The organism is Janthinobacterium sp. SUN176 (assembly GCF_030587335.1).
Lineage (GTDB): Bacteria > Pseudomonadota > Gammaproteobacteria > Burkholderiales > Burkholderiaceae_D > Janthinobacterium > Janthinobacterium kumbetense.
In genome coordinates this window covers 140,607-161,753 of sequence record NZ_JAPWIA010000004.1, presented here as the reverse complement: position 1 = coordinate 161,753, position 21,147 = coordinate 140,607, and the positions used below count along the sequence as shown (strand labels likewise).

Below are 21,147 nucleotides of genomic sequence, written 5' to 3'. Positions count from 1 at the left end.
GCCAGCCTGCGGGCGCCTGCCAGCCAGGCGCAAAGTCCGTGACATGACGCAACAATGCCGCCCCCGCAGGCGCAGGGGCGGCATCGGCTTGACAAGGCGGCAAGATCAGCGGCGCGCGCCCGCCAGGCGTCTGACCACGACGATCATGCGGTCGATTTCCTCATACGTGTTGTAGAAGGCGAACGAAGGGCGCACGGTCGCTTCCACGCCGAAGCGGCGCAGAATCGGCTGGGCGCAGTGGTGGCCCGAGCGCACGGCGATACCCTCGTCATTGAGGGCGCGCCCCACTTCCGCCGGCTCGTAACCGGCCAGCACGAACGAGGCCACGCTGGCCTTGTCCAGCGCCGTGCCGATCAGACGCACGCCGGGAATCGCTTGCAAGTGGTGCGTCGCGTATTCCAGCAGCGCGTGCTCGTAGGCGGCGATGTTTTCCAGGCCGATGCGCTGCACGTAGTCGATGGCCGCGCCCAGGCCCACGGCATCGGCGATATTGCCCGTGCCCGCCTCGAAACGGTTCGGCACGCCCTGGTAGACGGTGCGCTCGAACGTGACGTCGGCAATCATGTTGCCGCCGCCCTGCCACGGCGGCAATTGCTCCAGCAAATCCGCCTTGCCATACACGGCGCCGATGCCCGTCGGACCGAACACTTTATGCCCCGAAAACACATAGAAATCGGCGCCCAGCGCCTGCACGTCCACCCGCAGGTGCGACACGGCCTGCGCGCCGTCGACCAGCACACGCACGCCGGCCGCATGCGCGAGCGCGATGATCTGCGCCACGGGCGTCACCGTCCCCAGCGCATTCGACACCTGCGTCACGGACACCAGCTTGGTGCGCCCGTTGAGCAGCTTGCGGAATTCATCGAGGATGATCTGTCCGCTGTCGTCGACGGGAATCACGCGCAATGTCGCGCCCTTTTCCGCCGCCAGCTGCTGCCACGGCACGATGTTGGCGTGGTGTTCGAGCTGCGAGACGATGATCTCGTCGCCGCTGCCGATGTACTTGCGGCCAAAGGTATTGGCGACCAGGTTGATGCCTTCCGTTGCGCCACGCACGAAAATGATTTCATTGGCCGAGGCGGCGCCCAGAAAATTCGCCACCTTGGCGCGTGCCGCTTCATACGCATCGCTGGCGCGCGCCGCCAGCGCGTGGGCCGCGCGATGGATGTTCGAATTTTCGTGCGCATAGAAATACGACACGCGGTCGATCACCGACTGCGGCTTGTGCGTGGTGGCCGCATTGTCGAACCAGGCCAGCGGCTTGCCGTTGACCCGCTCGGCCAGCACGGGGAAATCGCGCCGCACGGCGTGCACATCGAACGGCGCCGGCGTCTGGTGCTGGCCAGGCGTCGCCGCCGAGGGCAGCTCGGTCTGGAAATAGAACGCGGGCTGGCCACCGGCTGGCGAGACGGGCAGCTGGCGCGCGGGCGCCTGCTGCGGCGTGGCAAACAGGCCCCGCACATCGTCGGGCGCCGCCTGCCCTTGCCCCTGCCGCGCCAGGCCATCGAGGCCATTGCCCGACGCGGGATAACCATGCGCGCCACCGATAAAATAATACGGCGACGGTGCAGCCGGCGCATTGATCGCCGACAAGCGCGGCGTCGGTACGGACGCGGGGGCCGGCGCAATGGGCGCTTCCAGGGGCGCCGTCACGGGCGGCACCTGCGCCGTCGCCACGCCGGGAGCAATGGCGGCGAACGCAGGACCGGGCTGCGGCGGCGGACGGTTCGCATAGCGGGGCGCCGCATCGAGCACGCTGCCGGAACCACCGAGGCTGGGAGACTTGTCCAAGCCCGGCAGGCGCGCGAAAAACTCGCCCGCCAGGCGGTTCAAGGTCGCTTCGTCGGGTAAAAACGGGACGGCAGGCAAGCCCGCCGCGCCATCACTTGTAGGTGTCTGGGTAGTCATGGTATTTACCGATCTCCACGTCTTCCAGTACGGCCAGCGCATCGTCGGTCAGCACGGCCAGCGAGCAATACAGCGAAATCAGGTAGGACGAAATCGCGTGGCGGTTGATGCCCATGAAGCGCACGGACAGGCCCGGGCTTTGCTCGCCCGCCAGGCCAGGCTGGAACAGGCCGATCACGCCCTGGCGCTGTTCGCCCGCGCGCAGCAGGATGATCTTCGTCTTGCCGTCTTCGATGGGCAGCTTGTCGGACGGCACCAGCGGCACGCCGCGCCACGTGAGGAACTGGGAACCGAACAGGCTGACGGTCGGCGGCGGCACGCCGCGGCGCGTGCATTCGCGGCCGAAGGCGGCAATGGCCAGCGGATGCGCGAGGAAAAAGCCCGGCTCCTTCCACACTTTCGTCAGCAGTTCGTCGAGGTCGTCCGGCGTGGGCGCGCCCGTCAGGGTAAAGATGCGCTGGTCGTCGTGCACGCTGGCCAGCAGGCCGTAGTCGGGATTGTTGATCAATTCGCTTTCCTGGCGCTCCTTGATCGTTTCGATGGTCAGGCGCAGCTGCTCCTTGATCTGGTCGTGCGGACTGCTGTACAGGTCCGACACGCGCGTGTGCACGTCGAGCACCGTGCTGACGGCATTGAGGAAGTATTCGCGCGGCTGGTCGTCGTAGTCGACGAAGGTTTGCGGCAGTTCCGACTCGTCGCGCTGCGAGCAGGCCACGCGCACGTCCTTCGGATTTTTCACGCGGTTCAGGCGGTAGATACCCGCTTCCACGGGCAGCCATTGCAGCAGATGCACGAGCCAGCGCGGCGTGATCGTGGACAGCTGGGGGACGCTCTTGCTTGCATTGGCCAGCTGGCGCGCGGCGTTGTCGCCCAGCGCGAACTGGTTCTCTGTTGCTTCTGCCATGACTACTCCTGATGAGAAAAGTGAATATGCTTATCTGAAAAACAAATAAAGTATCAAGCGTCTCCCCTGATCTCTCAACATGCTATCGCCATCAACGCGACGTTTTAATCCACCCGCTTTAATCCACCAATTCCGGCTCGCAGCGCGCCATCAGTCCCGCCAGGCCGATGCCCAGCGCGCCGGCCAGCTTTTCCACCGTCAGCAGCGACGGCGTGGCGGCGCCCCGTTCGATTTCGCCGATGAAGGAGCGGTTCAAGTCGGCCGCTTCGGCCAGGCGCTCCTGCGACCAGCCATGCCCTTCGCGCAACTGGCGCACGGCCAGTCCAAACTGTTTGATCAACATGCTGTCCTCATGGGTGGTGGGCAAAAGCGGGGTGGGATGGCGCCGGCAACTCCGGCGCCTCCTGCTGGTTATGCGCTTGCGTGACATGGCTACCAGGCGCCACGCTGCGGGTCAGCCAGACATTGCCGCCGATGACGGAGCCCTGGCCGATGGTCACCCGTCCCAGGATCGTCGCGCCCGCGTAGATGACCACGTCGTCCTGCACGATGGGGTGGCGCGCCAGTCCCTTTTTCAGCACGCCGTCGGCGCCGGCGGGAAAGCGCTTGGCGCCCAGGGTGACGGCCTGGTAGATACGTACCCGTTCGCCGATGATGGCCGTCTCGCCGATCACCACGCCCGTACCATGGTCGATGAAAAAGCTGCTGCCGATGATGGCGCCCGGGTGGATGTCGATGCCCGTCTGCGAATGGGCCACTTCGGCGATGATGCGCGCCACCAGCGGCGCGCCCAGTGCATACAAGGTGTGCGCCAGGCGGTAATGGATGATGGCCAGGATGCCCGGATAGCACAGCAGCACTTCGTCGACGCTGTGCGCGGCCGGGTCGCCATGGAAGGCGGCCGCCACGTCCGTGTCGAGCTGGGCACGGATGCGCGGCAGCGTGCGGGCGAAGCGCTGCACGATGGCCAGCGCCTGCTGTTCGATGGACACCGTCTGCTGCAAGCCGTGCTGGCGCGCGTGGTAGCTGAGTTCGCGCCGCACCTGTTCGTGCAAGCCCGTGAGGGTCGTGTCGAGCGTGTGGCCGACAAAGAAATCCTCGCTCTCCTGCTGCAGGTCGAGGGGACCCAGGCGCATGGGGAACAGGGCCGCGCACAGGGCTTTGATGATGTCGTGCAAGTGCTGGCGCGACGGGAATTCGCGCGCGCCGCACTCCTGGTTGCTGGCCAGTCCTTCGCGCCACTGCTCGCGCACGGCGCGCAATTCATCGACGATCTGGCGCAATTCCCATTGCGGCTGCGCGGCAAGGGAGGCGGGGGGGATGGCTCGCTGGTTCATGGTGATCCTGAAGGGAGATTTAATCTTGCAGCCAGGGCAGCGCATGCCAGCGCCAGCCACCGCTGTGGCCACGCTGCTGCTGCTCGTCGAGGTCGCCCTCGAAGCCTTGCGCGATATTGAAGATGTGCGTGAAACCGGCCTTGGCCGCCGCTTCGGCAGCTGCGGCCGAGCGCTTGCCGCTGCGGCACAGCAACACCACGACGGCGTCCTTGCCACCCACTTTCGCTTCCAGTTCGCGCGTGAAGCGGGGATTGCGGTTCATGGACGTGCCGGTCGCCCACGCCACGTGCAGCGAGGCGGGCACGTAGCCGACGAAGGTGCGTTCTTCATTCGTGCGCACGTCGACCAGCACGGCTTTGCCGGCCTGCACCAGCTGCCATGCATCCTGCGCACTGACGATGCCCGCATACGGCAAGCCCTGCGCCTGCGCCTGGGTACGCGCGAGATTGAGCACTTCGTCAAACGCCGCCTCGCCGTGCGCGGCGCGGGGATCGAAAATCAGTTCTGCAGCAGCCATCTTTCCACCTCTTTATTCCGTCGTCAAAAACCAGCACGAGTCCACTGTAGCGAACTTATGTTGTTCGGAAAACAAATTAAAAAGAGTTTGGAAAGCTGAAAAACGTATATGGAGATATTGCAGCGTAAAGCCGGGGTCAGACCCGCCGGGTCTGACCCCAGAACTTGTTTGGGGGGTAAATTAGAAAAAGACCAGAATCAATATGCTCTACGGCGCTCTCGTAATAAAAAGCGCGCAGGGTCCAAAGCGGCGGCCAATTGACTCTCCAGCGGCAGCGGCTCGCCCTCCAGCTGGCAAGCCAGCAGCTCGGCCGCCAGCGGCGCCCAGATCAGGCCGCGCGAGGCATAGCCGAGCAAGCCGAACAGGCCGGGCCAGCGGGGCACGTCGCGCAGGCGCTCGCAGCGGCCTGGCACGCCGGGGTCGGGCAAGGCGCCCGCCAGCGGCAAACGGTCCGGCGCCACGCAGCGAAAGCCCGTGCGCCCGGCCAGCGGCGCCTCGAACGGGGCTACGCCAAGGATGTCGGCGATCTTCGCGATATTTTCTTCCTGGCTCGATGGGCGCAACGTGGTGTCCGCGTCCGCATCGTAGCTGGCGCCCACGCACACGACACCCTGGTGTGCCGGCGTCATGTAGGCTTCGCGGCAGACGACGAACGGCAACGAAGGCAAGCGGCCTTCGGCCAGGTGCGTGACCTGCCCGCGCACGGCGTCCAGCGGCAGGCCGGCCGCCTGCTCGACATCCACGGCCCCCGTGCCCGCCGCCAGGATGACGGTGGGCGCGGCCGCGATCAGGGTACCTTGCGCATCGCGCACCAGCCATTCCTGATCGCCGCGTTCCAGGCGCAGGGCGCTGCTGGAAAAGCGCCGCGTGAGCAAGGCGCCGCAGGCGTCGAGCATGGCCGCGCAGACGGAGGACGGGCGCGCCCAGCCGCCCTGTTCGAACCACCAGGCGCCATCGGGCGCCGGCGCGCCCAGCATGGCCCCCGCCTCGGGCGCTTCCAGCCAGCGGGCGAATTCGCGCGGATACAGGCCGCTGGCGGCGATCTGCCGCTGCACCTGCGCATGCGCGTCATCGCGCGCCAGCTGCAGCACGCCGCATTGCGCGCCATCAAAGGCGCTGCCGATACCGCCCAGGTCCTGCCAGTAGCGCAGCGAGTACAGGTAGGCGGCGCGTACCAGGCGCGTGGCGATATTGTCGTCCTTCGACAGCTGCGGCATGAAGATGCCGGCCAGGTTGCCCGACGCCTCGCTGGCCGGCTGTGCATGGCGTTCGATCAAGGTCACCTTCCAGCCGCGCGCGGCCAGGCGTTCGCAGGCGGCCGCACCGGCCACGCCCGCGCCGATGACGATGGCGCGCCGCTCGGGCGCCACGGCAGCCACGTGCTCTGCGCGCCGCGCATAAAACATGGCGCGCAAACGGCTCTCGTCGAAGACAAAACCGTTCTTTTGCAGCGCCATGCGCTGCGCCTCGTCCAGGTGCACGGCCTGCAGGCGGGCGCCATCGACCATCAGGCGCGCCAGCACGGGCGTGGCTGCCGGCACCCAGGCCAGATGCACTTCGTCGACACGCGCCGACAATTGCGCCAGGCAGGCATCGGGCTCGCCGATCAGCACATCGAGCGTGACAAGGCCATCGTGCGACACCATGCGGTGCAGGCCCGGCACGCAGGGCGGCCACTGCGCGCGCCACTGCTCGGGCAAGTGGCGCGCATCGACGGGACGCGGCGCCAGCGCGATGTAATGGAGGCGGCGGCCGCCATGCGCCGCACAGGCGGCGCGCAAGCGGGCGCCGTCAAAATCCGTGTCGAGCAGGACCAGCGCGCGGCGCATCAACGCCCCGCACGACAAAAGCAGGCGGGCGCATGGTCGTCGACCATGCCGATGCCCTGCATGTAGGCGTAGATGATGGTCGAGCCGACGAACTTGAAGCCCCGCTTGAGCAAATCTTTCGACAGTTTGTCGGACAAGGCCGTCTTGGCGGGACGCTCGCCGGTCTGCCAGCTGTTGACGATGGGCTGGCCATCGACATACGCCCACAGGAAGCTGTCCAGGGTCTGCCCTTCCGCGCGCAGGCGCAAATAGGCTTGCGCATTCGTGATGGCCGCCGCCACCTTCAGGCGGTTGCGCACGATGCCCGGGTCGAGCAGCAGCTGCGCCACCTTGTCCGGGCCATACGCGGCGATCTTTTCCGCATCCCAGTTATCGAAGGCGGCGCGGTAGGTGTCGCGCTTGTTGAGGATGGTTTCCCAGCTCAGGCCAGCCTGCGCGCCTTCCAGGTTCAGCATCTCGAACAGCCGGCGCTCGTCGTGGCAGGGCACGCCCCACTCCGTATCGTGGTAATCGAGATAACGGGGATTGGCCGGATTGGCCCAGGAGCAGCGGGTAATATTCATGGTCGTGTTCTTCATGTGCAGGCAAGTGCCAGTATAGTTTATCGGCCGCGCAGGAGGCGTCCCAGTTCCAGCAAGCCGTGCGCCATCTCGGCCGGGGGAATCGCCGCAAAGCCCAGCAGCAGCCCGGGCGGCGTGGCGCACTCCGGCCCCGCCGCCGGATCGGCATAGTGGCCCAGCGGACGCAATTCGATGCCCCGCGCCAGGCCCGCGCGCGACACCGCTTCCTCGTCATGGCTGCCGCGGAAATACGCGCACAGTTCCAGGCCGCTGTCGGCCGGACCGCAGGCGAGCTGATCGTCGAGTTCGCGCGCCAGGCCACGCACCAGCAGGTCGCGCCGCTCGGCATTGCTGTCGCGCGTGCGGCGGATATGCCGGCCAAAGTGGCCCTCGGCGATGAAGTCGGCCAGCGCCATCTGCGGCACGATGGCCGTGTGGCGGTCCATCACGGCCTTGGCCTGCACCAGCGCTTCGGCCAGCGCGGGCGGCGCCACCATGTAGCCCAGGCGCAGGCCCGGGAACAGCACTTTCGACAAGGTGCCCACGTACACCACGCAACCGGCCCGGTCCAGGCTTTGCAGCGAGGCCAGCGGCGCGCCCGTGTAGCGGTATTCGCTGTCGTAATCGTCTTCCACCAGCCAGGCTTTATTTTGCGCGGCCCAGGCCAGCAAGGCCAGGCGGCGGGGCAAGCTCATGCTCACGCCCAGCGGCATCTGGTGCGAAGGCGTCACGTAGGCCAGCTTCGCCAGCGGGCAATGCGCCACGCCATACGCCACGTCGAGCCCCTGCGCATCGACGGGGACGGGAAAGACGCGCGCGCCGGCCGCGCGCAGCGGGCCGCTGGCGCCCCGGTAGCCGGGCGACTCCATCCAGGCCGCGTCGCCGGGCGCCAGCAGAATGGTCGACAGCAGGAACAGCGCCTGCTGCGAACCTGAGGTGATGACGATCTGCTGCGGCGTGCACTGGACGCCGCGCGACGCCTTCAGGTACACGCACAGCAGTTCGCGCAGCGGCAGGTAGCCGGCCGGGTCGCTGTAGCCGAAATGGTGATCGGGACGGCGCCAGCGCCGCGCTTCCAGGCGGTTCCACACGTCGAACGGAAAATGGTCGATGCGCGGCATGCCGACGCGAAAGGCGCGCAGCGGCCCCCGGTGGAACGCCACCTGGCGCATGGCCGCCACCACGCCCTGCCCGCGCGCCGACAGGGGCCGCAGCAAGCCCGGCGCCGCGGCAGGGACAGGCAGAGGAACGTCGCGGCTGACAAAGGTGCCGCGCCCCACGGCGCCATCGAGATAGCCTTCGGCCGCCAGCTGCGCATACGCATTGAGCACCGTCTGGCGCGACACGGCCAGCAGGCGGCAAAAGTCGCGCGTGGGCGGCAGCTGCATGCCGGGACTCATGCGGCCATCGAGGATGGCGGCCTTGATGGCCGCATACAGCTGGCGAAACAGCGGCTCGCTGGCGCCGCGCTGCAGCGGCAAGGCGGCGATAACCTGGTGCAGGTGGGAAACTGGCATGATGGCATTCTTGAATTGGTAGCTTCAAGATAGCACTTATTGGCTGTTTTAAATAGCCAAGACTGGCGCTAAGATGGTGCATCCCCCTTCTACTCTTGCGGAGCACCCATGCATCAGTTTTTCGCCACCGTGGCCTGGCAGCGTGACGGCCAGGATTTCGCCGGCCAGCGCTACAGCCGCGGCCATGAATGGCAGTTCGACGGCGGCCTGACGGTACCCGCTTCGTCGTCGCCCCTGTCCGTGCCGTTGCCCATGTCGGTGGCGGCCAACGTCGATCCGGAAGAAGCGCTGGTGGCCGCCACGTCGAGCTGCCACATGCTGTTCTTCCTGTCGCTGGCAGCGCAGCGCGGCTACGTCATCGACGACTACCGCGACGACGCCGTCGGCGAGCTGGGAAAAAATGCCGCCGGGCGCCAGGCCATGACGCGCATCGTGCTGCGTCCGCGCATCGTCTTCGCGGGAACGCCGCCCTCGCCCGAGGCGCTGGCCGCCCTGCACCACGACGCGCACGAGCGCTGCTACATCGCCAATTCGCTGACGGCCGACGTGGTCGTGGAAGGAGCCCACTAGATGTACACGCCCGCCACCTTCCGCGAAGAGCGCCTCGAGGTGCTGCATGGCCTGGTCCAGGCGCATCCGCTGGGCGCGCTGGTGCGCCATGGCGACTATGGCCTGTGCGCCGACCACCTGCCGTTCGAGATCGCCGCGCCCACGCCCGAGGCACCATTCGGCATCCTGCGCGCCCACGTGGCGCGCGCCAACCCGCTGTGGCGCGTGGCCGGCGGGAGCGATGACTGCATGGTGATCTTCCAGGGGCCGCACGCCTACATCACGCCCGCCTGGTATGCGGAAAAGCAGCGCAGCGGCAAGGAAGTCCCCACCTTCAACTACGCGGTCGTGCACGCGCACGGCCCCCTGCGCGCCATCGACGACGCGGCGTGGCTGCTGGGATTGCTGGAGCGCCTGACGGCGCGCCATGAGGCAGATCAAGCCGCGCCTTGGAAAGTGGGCGATGCGCCGGCCAGCTACATCGAGAAACTCTTGAAAGCCATCGTCGGCATCGAGATTCCCCTCACGCGCATCACGGGAAAATGGAAGCTGGGGCAGAACCGCAGCATGCAGGACCAGGCCAGCATGGCGCATGGCCTGGCGCTGGACACGCAAGCCGGCGCGGCGCAGGCCCTGGGCGCGCTGATCGCCGCCAACGTCAAGTCAGCCAGCTGACAGCCGCCGAAAACGTCAAAAACGACAGTGCCGTCGAGACCAGAATGATGCGGGCGATGCGCGCCGTGTTTGCCCCAAAACGTTCCGACAGCAGCGAGACGTTGCTGGCGCTGGGCAGGCAAGCCACCAACACCATGCAGGTCAGCGCAAACGGATCGAGCGGCGCGCCCAGCGCGATGGCCGCGTGGCCGATGCCCCACACCAGCAGCGGATGCAGCAGCAGTTTTTTCAGCGCCACGGGCACATACTCGCCCAGTGGCGCCGGGTCGCTCGTGCTCATTTGCGAACGGGCCAGCACGGCGCCGATGGTAAACAGGGCCACCGGCGAGGCGGCGTCGGCCAGCAGGCCCACCGTCTGCGTCAACGGCTTGGGCAAGGCCAGTTCCAGCCACGACGTCAGGGCGCCCAGCACAATCGCCCACGGCATCGGATTGCCCACCATGCCCTTCAAGGCATTCATGACGGCCGCGCGGCTGCCGTGCGCGCCGCCGCTGCCGATGCGCGACAGGGCGATGCACAGCGAGCTGGTAATGAGCATGTCGACGACGATGGTGACGATGACGGGGCCCGAGGAGCGGGGACCGAGCAAGGTCAATAGCAGGGGCACGCCCATGAAACCCGTATTCGGGAAAGCCGCCACCAGCGCACCGAAGGCGGCGTTGTTCCAGTCGATGCGGTGGCTCAAGGTCATGGCCGTGGTGACGCCCACCATGATCAGGGCGCACAGCAGGTAGACGCCGAACACGCTGGCGTCGAGCAGCTGCGCGATGGGCGTGGCGGCGCCGAAGCGGTACAGCATGCAGGGCAGCGCGAAGTACAGGACAAAACTGTTCAAGCCGCCGATGGCGGCCAGCGACAGCAGCTTGCGCCGCACGGCCAGGTAGCCGCACAGCACCAGGGCGAAGAAGGGAAAGGTGATGGCGAGGATGGTCAGCATGGAGCGCCATTGTAGCGCGCTGCACCGGCCGGCCGCCTGGCGCAAAAAAAGGCCGCTCGCGCGGCCCAAGGAGGTTTTCGGAAAAACGCAGGCGGCCCGCTAGGGCTTGAGCTGGGCGCGGATTTCGCCGGCCGGATAGGCGGCGCTGTGCACGTTCACGTACAGGTTGCCGGCCTGGTAGCTCGCATACTGGGGCGGCGTGAGCATGGTGCCGGCCGGCACGGCAAACATGCCTTCGGCGGTTTTCACCAGCGGCACGATGACGGGGCCGTTGGCGCCGGCGGGCGCTTCATGGATGTGCGCGACGGTGGCCACCATGCCCGTGTAGCGCACGCCGCCGCTGACGCCGCGGTCGTGGGCGACGCGGATATTGCTGCTGCCGCTGGCCGTGCTGGTATTGGCCGGCACTTCCTGCGCGCCCGTCAAGGTGACGTCAAGGCCGCCCGGATGATGCGGGCCGTGGGAACAGGCGCCCAGCAGGGCGGCCAGCGCCAGCACGCTGGCGGCGCGGCGTACGTGTTGTTGCAGTGTGCTCATCGCAATACTCCCTCAACGGACATCGGATCACGGATGGCGCCCTGCCCGTACAGCCGAGCCGGGCGTACGCCGCACTTGAGTTGCATAGTGCGACAGTAACGCCATGCCGCCGTGTCCGCTTTGCTGTACGCCAAACTTGCTGCTCGCCTGCCAGCCCGCGTTCAGGCCAGGTGGCCTTCCGCCACCCAGCCGCGGTTGGCGGCCGGCGCCTTCGGCTTGGGCGCGATGCCGCTGCTTTTTTCCGCATCGAGGATGATGCTGCGCATGCTGTCGCTGGCGGCAGGCCCTGGCGCGAACGCGTAATACTCGTCGTTGATGGGCAAGCCCGTCGTGGCGTCGACCAGCACCGGATCGGCGGCCAGGCCCGTGTCGCGGCTGGCGATGACGAGGCTGGCGCCTTCGGGGGCGAAGTTCTCGTTACCCCAGGCAATAAACGCCAGCAAGACGGGCTTGAAGGCGCGCCCGGACTTGGTCAGCACATAGTCGTAGCGGGGCGGCTTGGCGCAATACAGGCGGCGCGTCATCAAGCCCCCTTCCACCAGGTCGGCCAGGCGGCGCGTCAGGATGGTGGGCGCAATCTTGAGGCTTTTTTCAAATTCGTCGAAACGCGTCTTGCCGTAAAACGCTTCGCGCAGGATGAGGATGCTCCACCATTCGCCCACCTTGCCCAGGCTGCGTGCGATCGGGCAAGGCAAATTATTAAAGTTGGTATGTTTCATGACCATCTCCTCACGTTGATTCAACACAACAATCGAAAAAGTATTTCAGTTGCAATACAGAAACTTAGTTACTATCATCTTGAAAGCTACGCTCACCCCATGATGGCGGCCTGAAAATACGCACAAACTCACACTTTTCTTGTTCCAGTACAATCATGGCTCGTTCTGTCCCCCTCAACCCGGTACGAAAAATGGTGTCAGCCTTGCCCTGCGGCGTCGCTGACCACGCCCGTTTTTCGCCAGATGTATCCAAGATGACTCCTTTGAAGCTTGCCGTACTGCCAGCCCTGTTTGCCCTTGCCGTTTGCCAGACCACCACCGCCGGTACCGTCTCTTCCGCATCGTTCCAGGCCACCTTCGTCGTCCACGATGCGTGCACCATCGTCTCGCAGCGCGGCAGCGCCCAGGTGCGCTGCCAGCACAACACGCCCTATTTTCTGCACCAGCAGGCAACGTCATCGGGCGCCGACCTCGTCACCGTCACGTTCTAAAAATAAATCGTTGCCGTCACCGTGTCCTTGTAATCGCCAGGGCGCGGCGACACCTGCGCCGGCACCCGGCCGTAGATCGTCAGCGGCACGCTGGCGCCCGTTCCCGTCCCCGTCACCATGCTCGTGCCTGCCGTGCCATCGCCCCATGGCGCACCATCGAGGGTGGCGGACAGCAAATAGCTGACCTTGTCCGTGGTCACCGTGTTCTTCATTTGCCGGTTGGCCACATTGGCCGCCACGCTGCCGCCGTTCAGGGCAATCTGGTAGGCATTGTTATTGACGCAGCGCACCGACAAGGTGCTGGTGCTGCGCAGATTGCCCGTCAGGATGGAGGCGTTCGCAAACGCCATCGGCGTGGCGGTGATGGTGCAATCGTTGACAGCCGTGGCATTCACCGTGAAACCGAAGCTGCCGCTGGTGGCAGTGCAACCCTGCAAGTTGACGAGGCCATACGTGGTGTAGGTGTAGGTGCCGACGCCGGCAAAGCTCGACGTATAGACGGTATTGGCGTTGGCGACCGTGGGCACGGCGGCCAGGGCGGTGCCGGCAGGAATCTTCGCGTACACGGTAAAGGTGGTGGAATACGTGCCGGGCGGGGCCAGCAAGCCGGCCGACAGGATCATGCCGAAGGTCGACGGCGCGCCCGCCACGCCGGCGCCGCCCCAGATCTTCGCCGTCGCATACGAATTGTCCACGTACACGTTGTACTCCATGCGGTTGCTGCCATTGCCCAGCTTGCGCGGCAGGGCCGACGTGGAATTCGTGCCCAGCCCCAGCGAGATGCACACTTGCGCATTGGGCGTGAGCAATTGCCCCAGGTTCAGCGACGAAAACAGGCAGCTGAAGGTCCCCGTGGCCTGCGCCACGTGATCGGTGCCGGAAATCGGGCTGACGGTGCCGAAATCGATATTCGTCACGCTGACCGTGCAGGTATCGGCCGCCTGCGCCACGCCGCCCCAGGCGCAGCCCAGCAGCAGGGTCAGCCATAGCAGCAGGCGGCGCATCAGCGGCCTGCCCCGGCGCTGGCAGCGGCGCAGCGCAACGGCCCGATCACGGGCAAGCCGCCCGCGGCCGGACGCACATAGGCAAAACGCAGCGTGCATGCGCTGTCGCCCTCGCCGACTTGCAACTCGTTTTGTTCGAGCAGGTCGTCGACGAAAACGATGCCGTCGAATCCCACCACCGTCTGCTTGCCGCTTTGCACGTGCAACACGGGCAAGCCCGTGGCCAGCGCCTTGCCCTGCGCATCCTGGACGATGACGGTGGCCGCGCTGTAACGCTCGATGGGAAAGGCCGCCAGCACGCCCGCCAGGTATTGCGGCACGACATTGATATTGCTCACGGGCACCCGCGCATCAACATCAAGCTCATCCGTGGCGATGCTGATCTGGTTATTGCCATAGGGATTCAAATTCGGCACCAGCAGATAACCGCCCCTGCCCGTCACGCCGATCTGGCGGTTTTCATGCAGCACAGGAATATTACCCACGCCGCCCGTGGAGACCAGCGCAAAACCGTTGCCCACCTGGCGCGCCGCCTCGACATGGCCATCCATCAGCACCAGCGCGCCGGCCGCGCCCAGCGAAGAGGCACTGCCCATGCTGCTGCTTTGCGTGCGCGCGCTCACGCGGCCGTCGTTGCCCAGGTATTCCACTTGCGCCTGCCGGTAGGCATTGCTGCCCGCCGTGCCAGCCTGCACGCTCCAGCCGAAGCCGCCGCCAAAGTCCGCCGCGCGCTGCGCGCTGACGCTGCGGCCGCTCTCGCCGTTTTGCCGGCTGCTGTTCACGCTGAGGGCCAGATTGTTGTCGAAGGCCATGCTCAAGCCAAAGTAAAAGCCCCGCTTCTCGCGTTGCCGCAAGTCCTGGAACAGGCTGGCGTTGAAGAACAGGCCATGAAATAGGGTGGCCGAATAGCCCACAGTAGCCAGTTTCGATGGCGGCGCGCCAGGCGTGCGGTAGCTGATATAGCTGCTGCTGATACTGCTTCCTGCAGGCAATGGCAAACTGACGGTGAGGCGATCGGCCGCGCGCACCACGGCGCTGCCATCGCGCGAGGCCAGGTCGCCAAAGCCGGCGCTGGCGCGCACGCTTTGCACATCGACGCTGAAGCGCGGCCCCATGTATTGATAGCCGGCACCCAGCTGCGCACCACGGCTGCGGCCGGCGCTGGCCGACAGCGAGCCGCTCAGCACGCCCGCCTGGCCCAGCCGCACCAGCGCGCCCGCCCCCGCCTGATACAGGCCGGCGGCCAGTTCCGCATGGCCTTCGAGGGTGAAGTTGTCGCTGACGCCGTGGCGGCCGGAAGCGCTGGCAACCAGTTGCCGTTCATAGCCGAACAGGCGGCGGCCATAGTCGCGCCGCACGGCGCCCGCCTCGACCGAGTAATCGCTCAAGCCGCTGGCCAGCATGCGCGTATCGACATACAGGGGCAGCACGGTCGTCACGCTGCGCCCCAGCGCATCACGCGTGATAATGGTGGCTTGCCCTGCGCCATTGATGCCGGCCACCTGGTTCAGCACAAATGGACCGCTGGGCACGCTGGCAGCATATTGCTGCACGCCATTGACATACAGGCTCAGCGACGAAGGCACGAGCGCCGTGCCATCGACGGAAGCGACGGGAAAGGTCAGCAAGTCGGGGCGCAGCTGGAAATTCTTGCGCCACTGCACGCCGCCGACGCGCACGGCGCGGCTCCAGCTCAGCGACGAAGAAATCAGGTCGCCCACTTGCCACGTTTGCAAAGTGTCGGGGTCGGCGTGGCTCCAGAAGGTGTCAAAGCGCATGTACTTGCGCTGGTCCGCCCCCAGGTTCACGGTGCCGGTATTGCTGAAGACGCCGCTGTCATTGAAGTAGCGCAAGTCGTTGAAGATGGCGGCGCGGCGCGTCCGACCCAGTTCCGCATAGGCTTCGTAATTGAGGACGGCACCGGGCGTGACCGTCGACGGCGGCGTCTGCGCCGCCGTGCGCGCGCTGATGCGGTAAGGCGAGCGCAAGTCGTCCGCCACCCGCAGCGACACGCTCTGGCGCGCCGCATCATATTCATAGCTGAGTCCGGGAACCGCGTCCAGCGCCACCTCGGTCTGACCGGGTGCGACCAGGCGCGCGGGGTCCAGCCCCAGCTGCTGCAAGTTCGCCACACTGCTGCGCAAGCCTTTGCCCACTTGGGTAAAGCGCAAGATCAGCCCGGTTGATTCAGCATTCACAGTGACCTCCAGATACAGTTCATTCGGCGCCGCCGGATCGCTGGGCAAGCTGGCAGGACCCGGATCGGCGCCCGTCAGGCCCGCCGCACCATCGGCCCTGGCCAGCGGCGCCATGACCAGCAACAGCCACGCTGCCAGTGCGCGTTTCATGGTGTAGCCGCTTGCGCCCGGGGCGCGCAGCAGGCCGCCCCGTCATGGCAGCCATGTTCAAGGTGTCGAAGTCTTGGCAATGAGTGCCTTGGCATTCACATTTACCGCAATACTCAACGGCCCATCCAGCTCGGCCTCCCTGGCAACGGGCAGGCGCCAGACGCGCATGCGTGCCGCCAGGACATAACCAAACAGCCCCTTGCTGATGACAAACTCCTTGCCCGCCGGGTTCGTCAACGTCATCGCACCGATCTGCGCATGGAAATTGCCGCTGTTCTTGATGCGCAACATCCACTCGCCCTGTTCGCGGAAAACTTGCCAGTCAAGCACTTCCTTGCCCGGCGCCCCGGCCGGCAGCACGAACACGGGCACCGAATAGCGCAGGCGGATATCGACGCCGCTGCGGCCCGCCTCATCCTCGCGGCTGACTTCATCGATGAGCACGCGATACGTCTTTTCCTGCGCGACAGGGCCAGCCTGGGCACGCACGAGGCGGATGGTCTGCCGGCTGTTGGCGGCGATTTCGACGATCGGCGGACTGGCCACCAGTTCCTGCGTCGGCGCCAGCGTTTCCTCGCCATCGCGCTGATCCCAGACGAATACCCGCACTTGCCCGTAGATGGGCTGGTCACCGAGGTTTTGCAGGGTGAGACCGGCCGCATTCTGCGCCGCGCGCAAATTGAGCGTCACCGGCGAAATCTGCAGGCTGGCACCGTGCGCGCCCACGGCGCAGCAGGCCAGCAGCGCCAGCACGCCTTTCATCAGGGAAACAACACCGGCCTTCACGCAGCGCCTGGCTTAAAAGTAAACGGTGGCCGTGATGGTCGACTTGTAGGTGTCGGGCGCCGGTGTCGCCTGCGGCGGAATATTGCCGTACACCGTGATCGGCTGCGAGGAGCCGTTGCCGGTGCCACCGACGGTATTCGTGCCCTGGGTATCGCCCCACAAGGTGCTGCCGGCCGTCTGGTACAGATTGAATTGCACCGTCCCCAGGTTGCCGCCGGTACCGCTCAGGTAGCGCGTCGTGCCGGTCGAGCCGGTGCCCGTTCCCGCCGTCAAGCCCACGTTATACAGCGTGGTATTGGTGCAGGTGACATTCACGGTCGTATTGACGTTCACGGCAGTAGCCAGTACACCCTGACTTTGGCCAAAGTCGAGATTGGCCGCCGCGATGGTGCAATTGGCGATGATCTTCAGGGTGACGTCGAAGGTGGTGCTGGCGCTGCCATTCAGATACACCGCTGCGTCGGCGCCACGTGGCAGGAGCGCCGTGGCGGCAATAGCCACGCTGGCGGCAACGATAAGACGGGGGAAAATAACTCGCAACATGATACCTCCTGATGATGGAACATCATTAATGAGCCCGCCAATTTGAGGGGCGTCGAGGATAGTCACGGTATTGCCGGCGTTTTCTTGGGCACGCAAACCAGGACGACAAAATACAGGTGCCGGGAGTCAGGAACCCGGGGACTCCGGCACTTTTTGCAGCATTGGCAAAACAGATTTTTTAGCAATCGACATTGCTTAAAATCAATGCACGAATGAATTATTGGCGATCTGGGAAATCCGCGCTTCTTCTGGCGGAGAAACATCTTTTGAAACACGAGAAAAGCAGAAAAAAAAGAAAAAGCGAGGCATAATAAGCCACAACTTGCTATTTGGTTAAGTCATCCATGCCATGCCATTGACCAGCGAAACCATCAAAAAGAACATCTTGCTCGTGGACGATTCCGCGTTCGAGCAGCGCATGCTGATGGAGCTGCTCAGCGAGCAGCCCTATCGTTTTAGCATCGCGTTCAACGGCTACCAGGGCTACCAGCTGGCACTGGCCACGCACCCCGACCTGATCCTGCTCGATGTGCGCATGCCCGAGATGGATGGCTACACGGCGTGCCGTTTGCTCAAGGCCAATCCCGAAACGGAACAGATACCCGTGATCTTCCTCAGCGGCGCCGATGCCGCCAAGGAACGCATCATGGGCTTGCAGGTGGGGGGCGTCGACTACATTTCGAAGCCATTTACGCCGGAAGAACTGGCCGCGCGCATCCATATCCACCTGGGATTGATGCGTAAAAGCAACAGTACCCTGCCGGCGACGACGCCGATCAGCGACAAGCTGCAGCATCCCGACCTGGTCTTCGTTAATGCCGTTAAGCAACTTATTCTCGACAATCTGGGCAGCCTGCCGAACCTGTCCGAAATCGCCCGCAGCGTCGGCACTTACCGCGAAAAGCTGACCCTGATGTTCCGCGAGCAGACGGGCATGACGGTCTTCGCCTTCATCCGCGAAGCGCGCATTGCCCGCGGCGTGGAATTGCTGCAGCAGACGGACATCGACGTGCAGGATATCGCCCTGCTGATCGGCTTTCACAACGCGGGCAACTTCGCCACAGCCTTTCGCGAACGCATGGGCGTGCCCCCCAGCGCCTACCGCCAGCGCCTGCAGGAGCAGACGGGCCAGCGGCAGGCGGCGGGCGGCTAGAACTTGTAGTTCAGCTTGAGCGCTGCAACGCGTCCGCGCGGGTCGGCCTGGGTAAAGTCAAAGCCGGTGGAGGCATAGTCCCAGGGCGCGCGCTTGTTGGCCAGGTTTTGCACGATGAAGGTGACGTTCGCCTGTGGCGTCACTTGCCAGCTGCTGGTCGCGTCAAAGGTGCTGAAGCCGGCCACCGATTCATCGAGGTGCGTCTCCTGCGCATAGCTGCCCACATAGTTCCAGGTCAGGGTCGACGACCATTTGCCCTGTTCCCAGGTGGCCGAGCTGACGCCGCGCCATTTCGGAATGGAACCGAAGTGATTGGTGCCGGCGCCATTGGTGAGCGGCGCGCCATCGGACAGCGGCTCGGCAAAGCGCAGCACGCGGCTCAGCTGACCTGCCAGGGTCAGCTTGCCCCAGTCCTTGTCGACAAAGCGCTGGCGCAGGTCGATATCGATGCCCGACACTTCGCGCTGGCCCTGGTTGCGGAACTGGCGGTACAGGGTCGTGATGCGTCCATCGGCACCGCGCGTGATCTGTTGCGGCGCAGTATTTTCATTCTCGAGGATGGTGGTGGCGCTGGCCGTGCCGATCACGCCATCCTGCTTGATGCGGTAGTAATCGAGGCCGATGCTCGAGCTGCTGGTAGGCGACACCACCACGCCCAGGTTCAGGTTTTTCGAGCGCTCGGGGCGCAGGTTCGGATTGGCGATCGTCATCACCGTCACGCCGCGCGCCTGCGTCGGCGTCAGCGGATCGCGGGCATCGATCACGCTGGTATAGCTGACGGCCGTGCTGTCGGTGATTTCCGGCAGCGACGGCGCGCGGAAGGCGCGTGAAACAGTGCCGCGCAGCAACAACCATGGTGCCGCCTGGTAGCGCGCGCTGGCTTTCGGCGAAAATGCATTGCCGAAGTCGCTGTAATGGTCGGCGCGGCCGGCCACGTTGACGGACAGATCCTTCACGACGGGCACGTTGAATTCGGCGAACAGGGCCGACACATTGCGCGATCCGTTGATGATATTGAGCGCGGGGCGCAGTTCCGTGCCCGACAGCACGGCCGTCGAAGTTTGCGAATCCATCTTTTCGCGGCGCCATTGAGCGCCGGCGGCAAAGCCCAGCGGGCCCGCGGGCAAGGCCCAGATATCCTTGGCCGCCGAGAAGTCGAGCGTGTCGAGCGTCGATTCGGCCGGGCGCAGGGTCGACAGGCGCAGGCGGTTGCGCACCGCTTCGCTGTTTTGCGATTGATCAAAGAAATTGTAGCTGCCTTCGGCCAGCACTTTCTGGAATTCGTAGCGGTTGACGAAGTTCTGCACCGTTTCCTCCAGCTTGCTGCTGGAATGGGCCACGGCCGTATCCCAGTCCCAGCCCGCCCAGGTGCCCTTGGCGCCGGCCAGCGCGCGGTAGAAGGTGACGCGGTCCTGCTTCAGGCGCGGCCCCAGGTCGAACAGGGTGGCCGTGAAGGGCAAGGGCGTCGTGCCCGGATTGTTCGGATGGCCCACGGGCAGCACCACGGGGATGGTGTCGAGCAGCTTGGTGCTGTTGTTCCACACGCGCGTGGCGTTATTCACGCTCAACGGCGCGCTGAAGGTCTGGTCGGCGCGCGAATAACTGTGCAGCAGGTCGACATAGGCTTCCGTGTCCGCGTTCAGCTTGAGGGTGCCGCGCAGCGACGAGTGGATGCGCTGGATGCCCGGAATCAGCGTTTTATACGGCGCCGGATTGTAGGCCAGCACCTGGCCGCTGCGATCAGGATTGATATCGTTGTACGGCACCAGTTGCAGCGGGCCGCGCACGCCGCCCAGGGTCTGCGTGGGATCGTTGCCCGCGTAATTCGTGACAGCCCAGCCCAGGCTGCCGCGCTGCTGCTGGCGGTAATCGGCATCGCGCAGCCATGCCACGTCGCTTTGCTGCAGCTTGTCGCGCTGCTGCGCGTCGACCGAGAAGACCACGCTGTAGCCATCTTCCTCGAGCTTGCCGAAACCCGTTTGCAGCGCCGCGCTCTTTTCATGCTGGCCCGTGCCTTGCGTCGAGCCGCCCCATTGCGCCGTGATGTCCGTGCCCGTGAATTCCTTGTACAGGATGATGTTGACCACGCCGGCCACGGCGTCGGAGCCGTACACGGACGAGGCGCCATCCTTGAGCACCTCGATGCGCTGCACGGCCGCCATCGGCAGGCTGTTCAGGTCGACGAAGGTCTGCTGCAAATCCTGCGCCGTGGCATAGCTGGCCACGCGGCGGCCATTCACGAGGATCAGGGTGTTTTGCTGGCCGATGCCGCGCAGCGACAGACCCGAGGTGCCGGCCGAGAAACTGCCCGTATATTGTTCGTTGTAGCTGTTGCCGCTGTTGGCGGAGATGGCGCGCAGCACGTCCGACACGCTGGTCTTGCCGCCGGCTTTCAATTCCTTGGCCGTGATGACCTGCACGGCGCTGGCGCCCTCCTTTTCGCTGACGCGGATATTCGATCCGGTGACGTTAACACGCAGCATGTCGTCCTCGGCATGGGCAAGAGTGGTGACAGCGGGAAAGGCGGCGGCGATGGCAAGACTGATGGCGAGTGGTTTGAACATGGTTTCCTCTTATTGGGATTGCAGCCTTTTTCCGATAAAAAAGGCCGAGCAGGGGCACGCGGACCGGGTGGGCCAGCGGGCAAACGACAACGAAATGGATGGAGTGACTTAGGGGATGCGTGGACGGGCACGCATCGGCATCCACTGCGCCATGCATTGCATGGTCAGTTGATGACAAGTAGCGTAAAAACTGGCAGAAGGGGTAGAACGCAACATAAAAGACACCGGTAAGCGGGGAAAGGCCACTATATCCCGGTGTCTTTATCGCG

20 protein-coding genes are annotated in these 21,147 nt (G+C 65.2%); 4 read left to right on the top strand and 16 right to left on the bottom strand.

The window, feature by feature from the left end:
• Positions 1 to 105 precede the first annotated feature (105 nt).
• The 8 genes from O3299_RS23610 to O3299_RS23575 form a co-directional block, all read right to left on the bottom strand.
• Positions 106 to 1,908 carry a family 2A encapsulin nanocompartment cargo protein cysteine desulfurase gene (locus tag O3299_RS23610; RefSeq protein ID WP_305053900.1) on the bottom strand — a complete coding sequence of 601 codons (1,803 nt, stop codon included), beginning with the start codon at positions 1,906 to 1,908 and terminating at the stop codon, positions 106 to 108.
• Positions 1,883 to 2,812 (bottom strand): family 2A encapsulin nanocompartment shell protein, encoded by a 930-nt coding sequence (locus tag O3299_RS23605; RefSeq protein ID WP_034784363.1) that lies wholly within the window; start codon positions 2,810 to 2,812, stop codon positions 1,883 to 1,885. Before O3299_RS23605 ends, O3299_RS23610 begins: the two co-directional genes overlap by 26 nt.
• 118 nt (positions 2,813 to 2,930) lie before the next feature.
• Positions 2,931 to 3,155: a helix-turn-helix domain-containing protein gene (locus tag O3299_RS23600; protein WP_034784364.1), complete on the bottom strand. Its 225-nt coding sequence runs from the start codon at positions 3,153 to 3,155 to the stop codon at positions 2,931 to 2,933.
• A 7-nt stretch (positions 3,156 to 3,162) separates the two neighbouring features.
• Positions 3,163 to 4,149, bottom strand: a complete 987-nt coding sequence (epsC, locus tag O3299_RS23595; protein WP_305053899.1) for a serine O-acetyltransferase EpsC — start codon at positions 4,147 to 4,149, stop codon at positions 3,163 to 3,165.
• Positions 4,150 to 4,168: 19 nt separating this feature from the next.
• Complete coding sequence (locus O3299_RS23590) at positions 4,169 to 4,666, bottom strand: rhodanese-like domain-containing protein (RefSeq protein WP_305053898.1); 498 nt, start codon at positions 4,664 to 4,666, stop codon at positions 4,169 to 4,171.
• Between the two features lie 197 nt (positions 4,667 to 4,863).
• Complete coding sequence (mnmC, locus tag O3299_RS23585; RefSeq protein WP_305053897.1) at positions 4,864 to 6,495, bottom strand: FAD-dependent 5-carboxymethylaminomethyl-2-thiouridine(34) oxidoreductase MnmC; 1,632 nt, start codon at positions 6,493 to 6,495, stop codon at positions 4,864 to 4,866.
• Complete coding sequence (locus O3299_RS23580) at positions 6,495 to 7,058, bottom strand: DNA-3-methyladenine glycosylase I (protein ID WP_305053896.1); 564 nt, start codon at positions 7,056 to 7,058, stop codon at positions 6,495 to 6,497. The genes mnmC and O3299_RS23580 overlap by 1 nt, the downstream gene beginning before the upstream one ends.
• A 38-nt stretch (positions 7,059 to 7,096) precedes the next feature.
• On the bottom strand, positions 7,097 to 8,572 hold the full coding sequence (locus tag O3299_RS23575; protein WP_305053895.1) for a PLP-dependent aminotransferase family protein: 1,476 nt from the start codon (positions 8,570 to 8,572) through the stop codon (positions 7,097 to 7,099).
• Between the two features lie 108 nt (positions 8,573 to 8,680).
• Here O3299_RS23575 and O3299_RS23570 point away from each other — a divergent pair, with 108 nt between their 5' ends.
• Complete coding sequence (locus O3299_RS23570; protein ID WP_099665649.1) at positions 8,681 to 9,142, top strand: OsmC family protein; 462 nt, start codon at positions 8,681 to 8,683, stop codon at positions 9,140 to 9,142.
• Complete coding sequence (locus tag O3299_RS23565) at positions 9,143 to 9,796, top strand: FMN-binding negative transcriptional regulator (RefSeq protein WP_305053894.1); 654 nt, start codon at positions 9,143 to 9,145, stop codon at positions 9,794 to 9,796.
• On the opposite strand, the gene O3299_RS23560 is transcribed toward O3299_RS23565, so the two are convergent.
• From O3299_RS23560 to O3299_RS23550, 3 genes are all read right to left on the bottom strand, one after another.
• Positions 9,780 to 10,733 carry an AEC family transporter gene (locus O3299_RS23560; RefSeq protein WP_305063314.1) on the bottom strand — a complete coding sequence of 318 codons (954 nt, stop codon included), beginning with the start codon at positions 10,731 to 10,733 and terminating at the stop codon, positions 9,780 to 9,782. The two genes, O3299_RS23565 and O3299_RS23560, sit on opposite strands and share 17 nt — an antisense overlap.
• Positions 10,734 to 10,832: 99 nt before the next feature.
• On the bottom strand, positions 10,833 to 11,270 hold the full coding sequence (locus O3299_RS23555; RefSeq protein ID WP_305063313.1) for a CHRD domain-containing protein: 438 nt from the start codon (positions 11,268 to 11,270) through the stop codon (positions 10,833 to 10,835).
• 161 nt (positions 11,271 to 11,431) lie between these two features.
• Positions 11,432 to 11,989 carry a helix-turn-helix domain-containing protein gene (locus O3299_RS23550; protein ID WP_034753667.1) on the bottom strand — a complete coding sequence of 186 codons (558 nt, stop codon included), beginning with the start codon at positions 11,987 to 11,989 and terminating at the stop codon, positions 11,432 to 11,434.
• Positions 11,990 to 12,243: 254 nt separating this feature from the next.
• Between O3299_RS23550 and O3299_RS23545 the strand changes: the two genes are divergently transcribed.
• Positions 12,244 to 12,480: a hypothetical protein gene (locus O3299_RS23545; protein WP_099665652.1), complete on the top strand. Its 237-nt coding sequence runs from the start codon at positions 12,244 to 12,246 to the stop codon at positions 12,478 to 12,480.
• Here the strand turns inward: O3299_RS23545 and O3299_RS23540 are convergent.
• The 4 genes from O3299_RS23540 to O3299_RS23525 are packed head-to-tail and all read right to left on the bottom strand — an operon-like array spanning position 12,477 to position 17,161.
• Positions 12,477 to 13,484 carry a spore coat U domain-containing protein gene (locus O3299_RS23540; RefSeq protein ID WP_305060639.1) on the bottom strand — a complete coding sequence of 336 codons (1,008 nt, stop codon included), beginning with the start codon at positions 13,482 to 13,484 and terminating at the stop codon, positions 12,477 to 12,479. The genes O3299_RS23545 and O3299_RS23540 overlap by 4 nt on opposite strands.
• Complete coding sequence (locus O3299_RS23535; protein ID WP_305063312.1) at positions 13,484 to 15,832, bottom strand: fimbria/pilus outer membrane usher protein; 2,349 nt, start codon at positions 15,830 to 15,832, stop codon at positions 13,484 to 13,486. Before O3299_RS23535 ends, O3299_RS23540 begins: the two co-directional genes overlap by 1 nt.
• A gap of 57 nt (positions 15,833 to 15,889) precedes the next feature.
• Positions 15,890 to 16,618 carry a molecular chaperone gene (locus O3299_RS23530; protein WP_305053889.1) on the bottom strand — a complete coding sequence of 243 codons (729 nt, stop codon included), beginning with the start codon at positions 16,616 to 16,618 and terminating at the stop codon, positions 15,890 to 15,892.
• Positions 16,619 to 16,630: 12 nt separating this feature from the next.
• Positions 16,631 to 17,161 (bottom strand): spore coat protein U domain-containing protein, encoded by a 531-nt coding sequence (locus tag O3299_RS23525; protein WP_099665656.1) that lies wholly within the window; start codon positions 17,159 to 17,161, stop codon positions 16,631 to 16,633.
• Positions 17,162 to 17,510: 349 nt separating this feature from the next.
• On the opposite strand from O3299_RS23525, the gene O3299_RS23520 reads away from it, so the two are divergent.
• Positions 17,511 to 18,314, top strand: a complete 804-nt coding sequence (locus tag O3299_RS23520; RefSeq protein ID WP_305053888.1) for a response regulator — start codon at positions 17,511 to 17,513, stop codon at positions 18,312 to 18,314.
• Here the strand turns inward: O3299_RS23520 and O3299_RS23515 are convergent.
• Positions 18,311 to 20,878 (bottom strand): TonB-dependent receptor, encoded by a 2,568-nt coding sequence (locus O3299_RS23515; RefSeq protein ID WP_305053887.1) that lies wholly within the window; start codon positions 20,876 to 20,878, stop codon positions 18,311 to 18,313. The genes O3299_RS23520 and O3299_RS23515 overlap by 4 nt on opposite strands.
• Positions 20,879 to 21,147 lie beyond the last annotated feature (269 nt).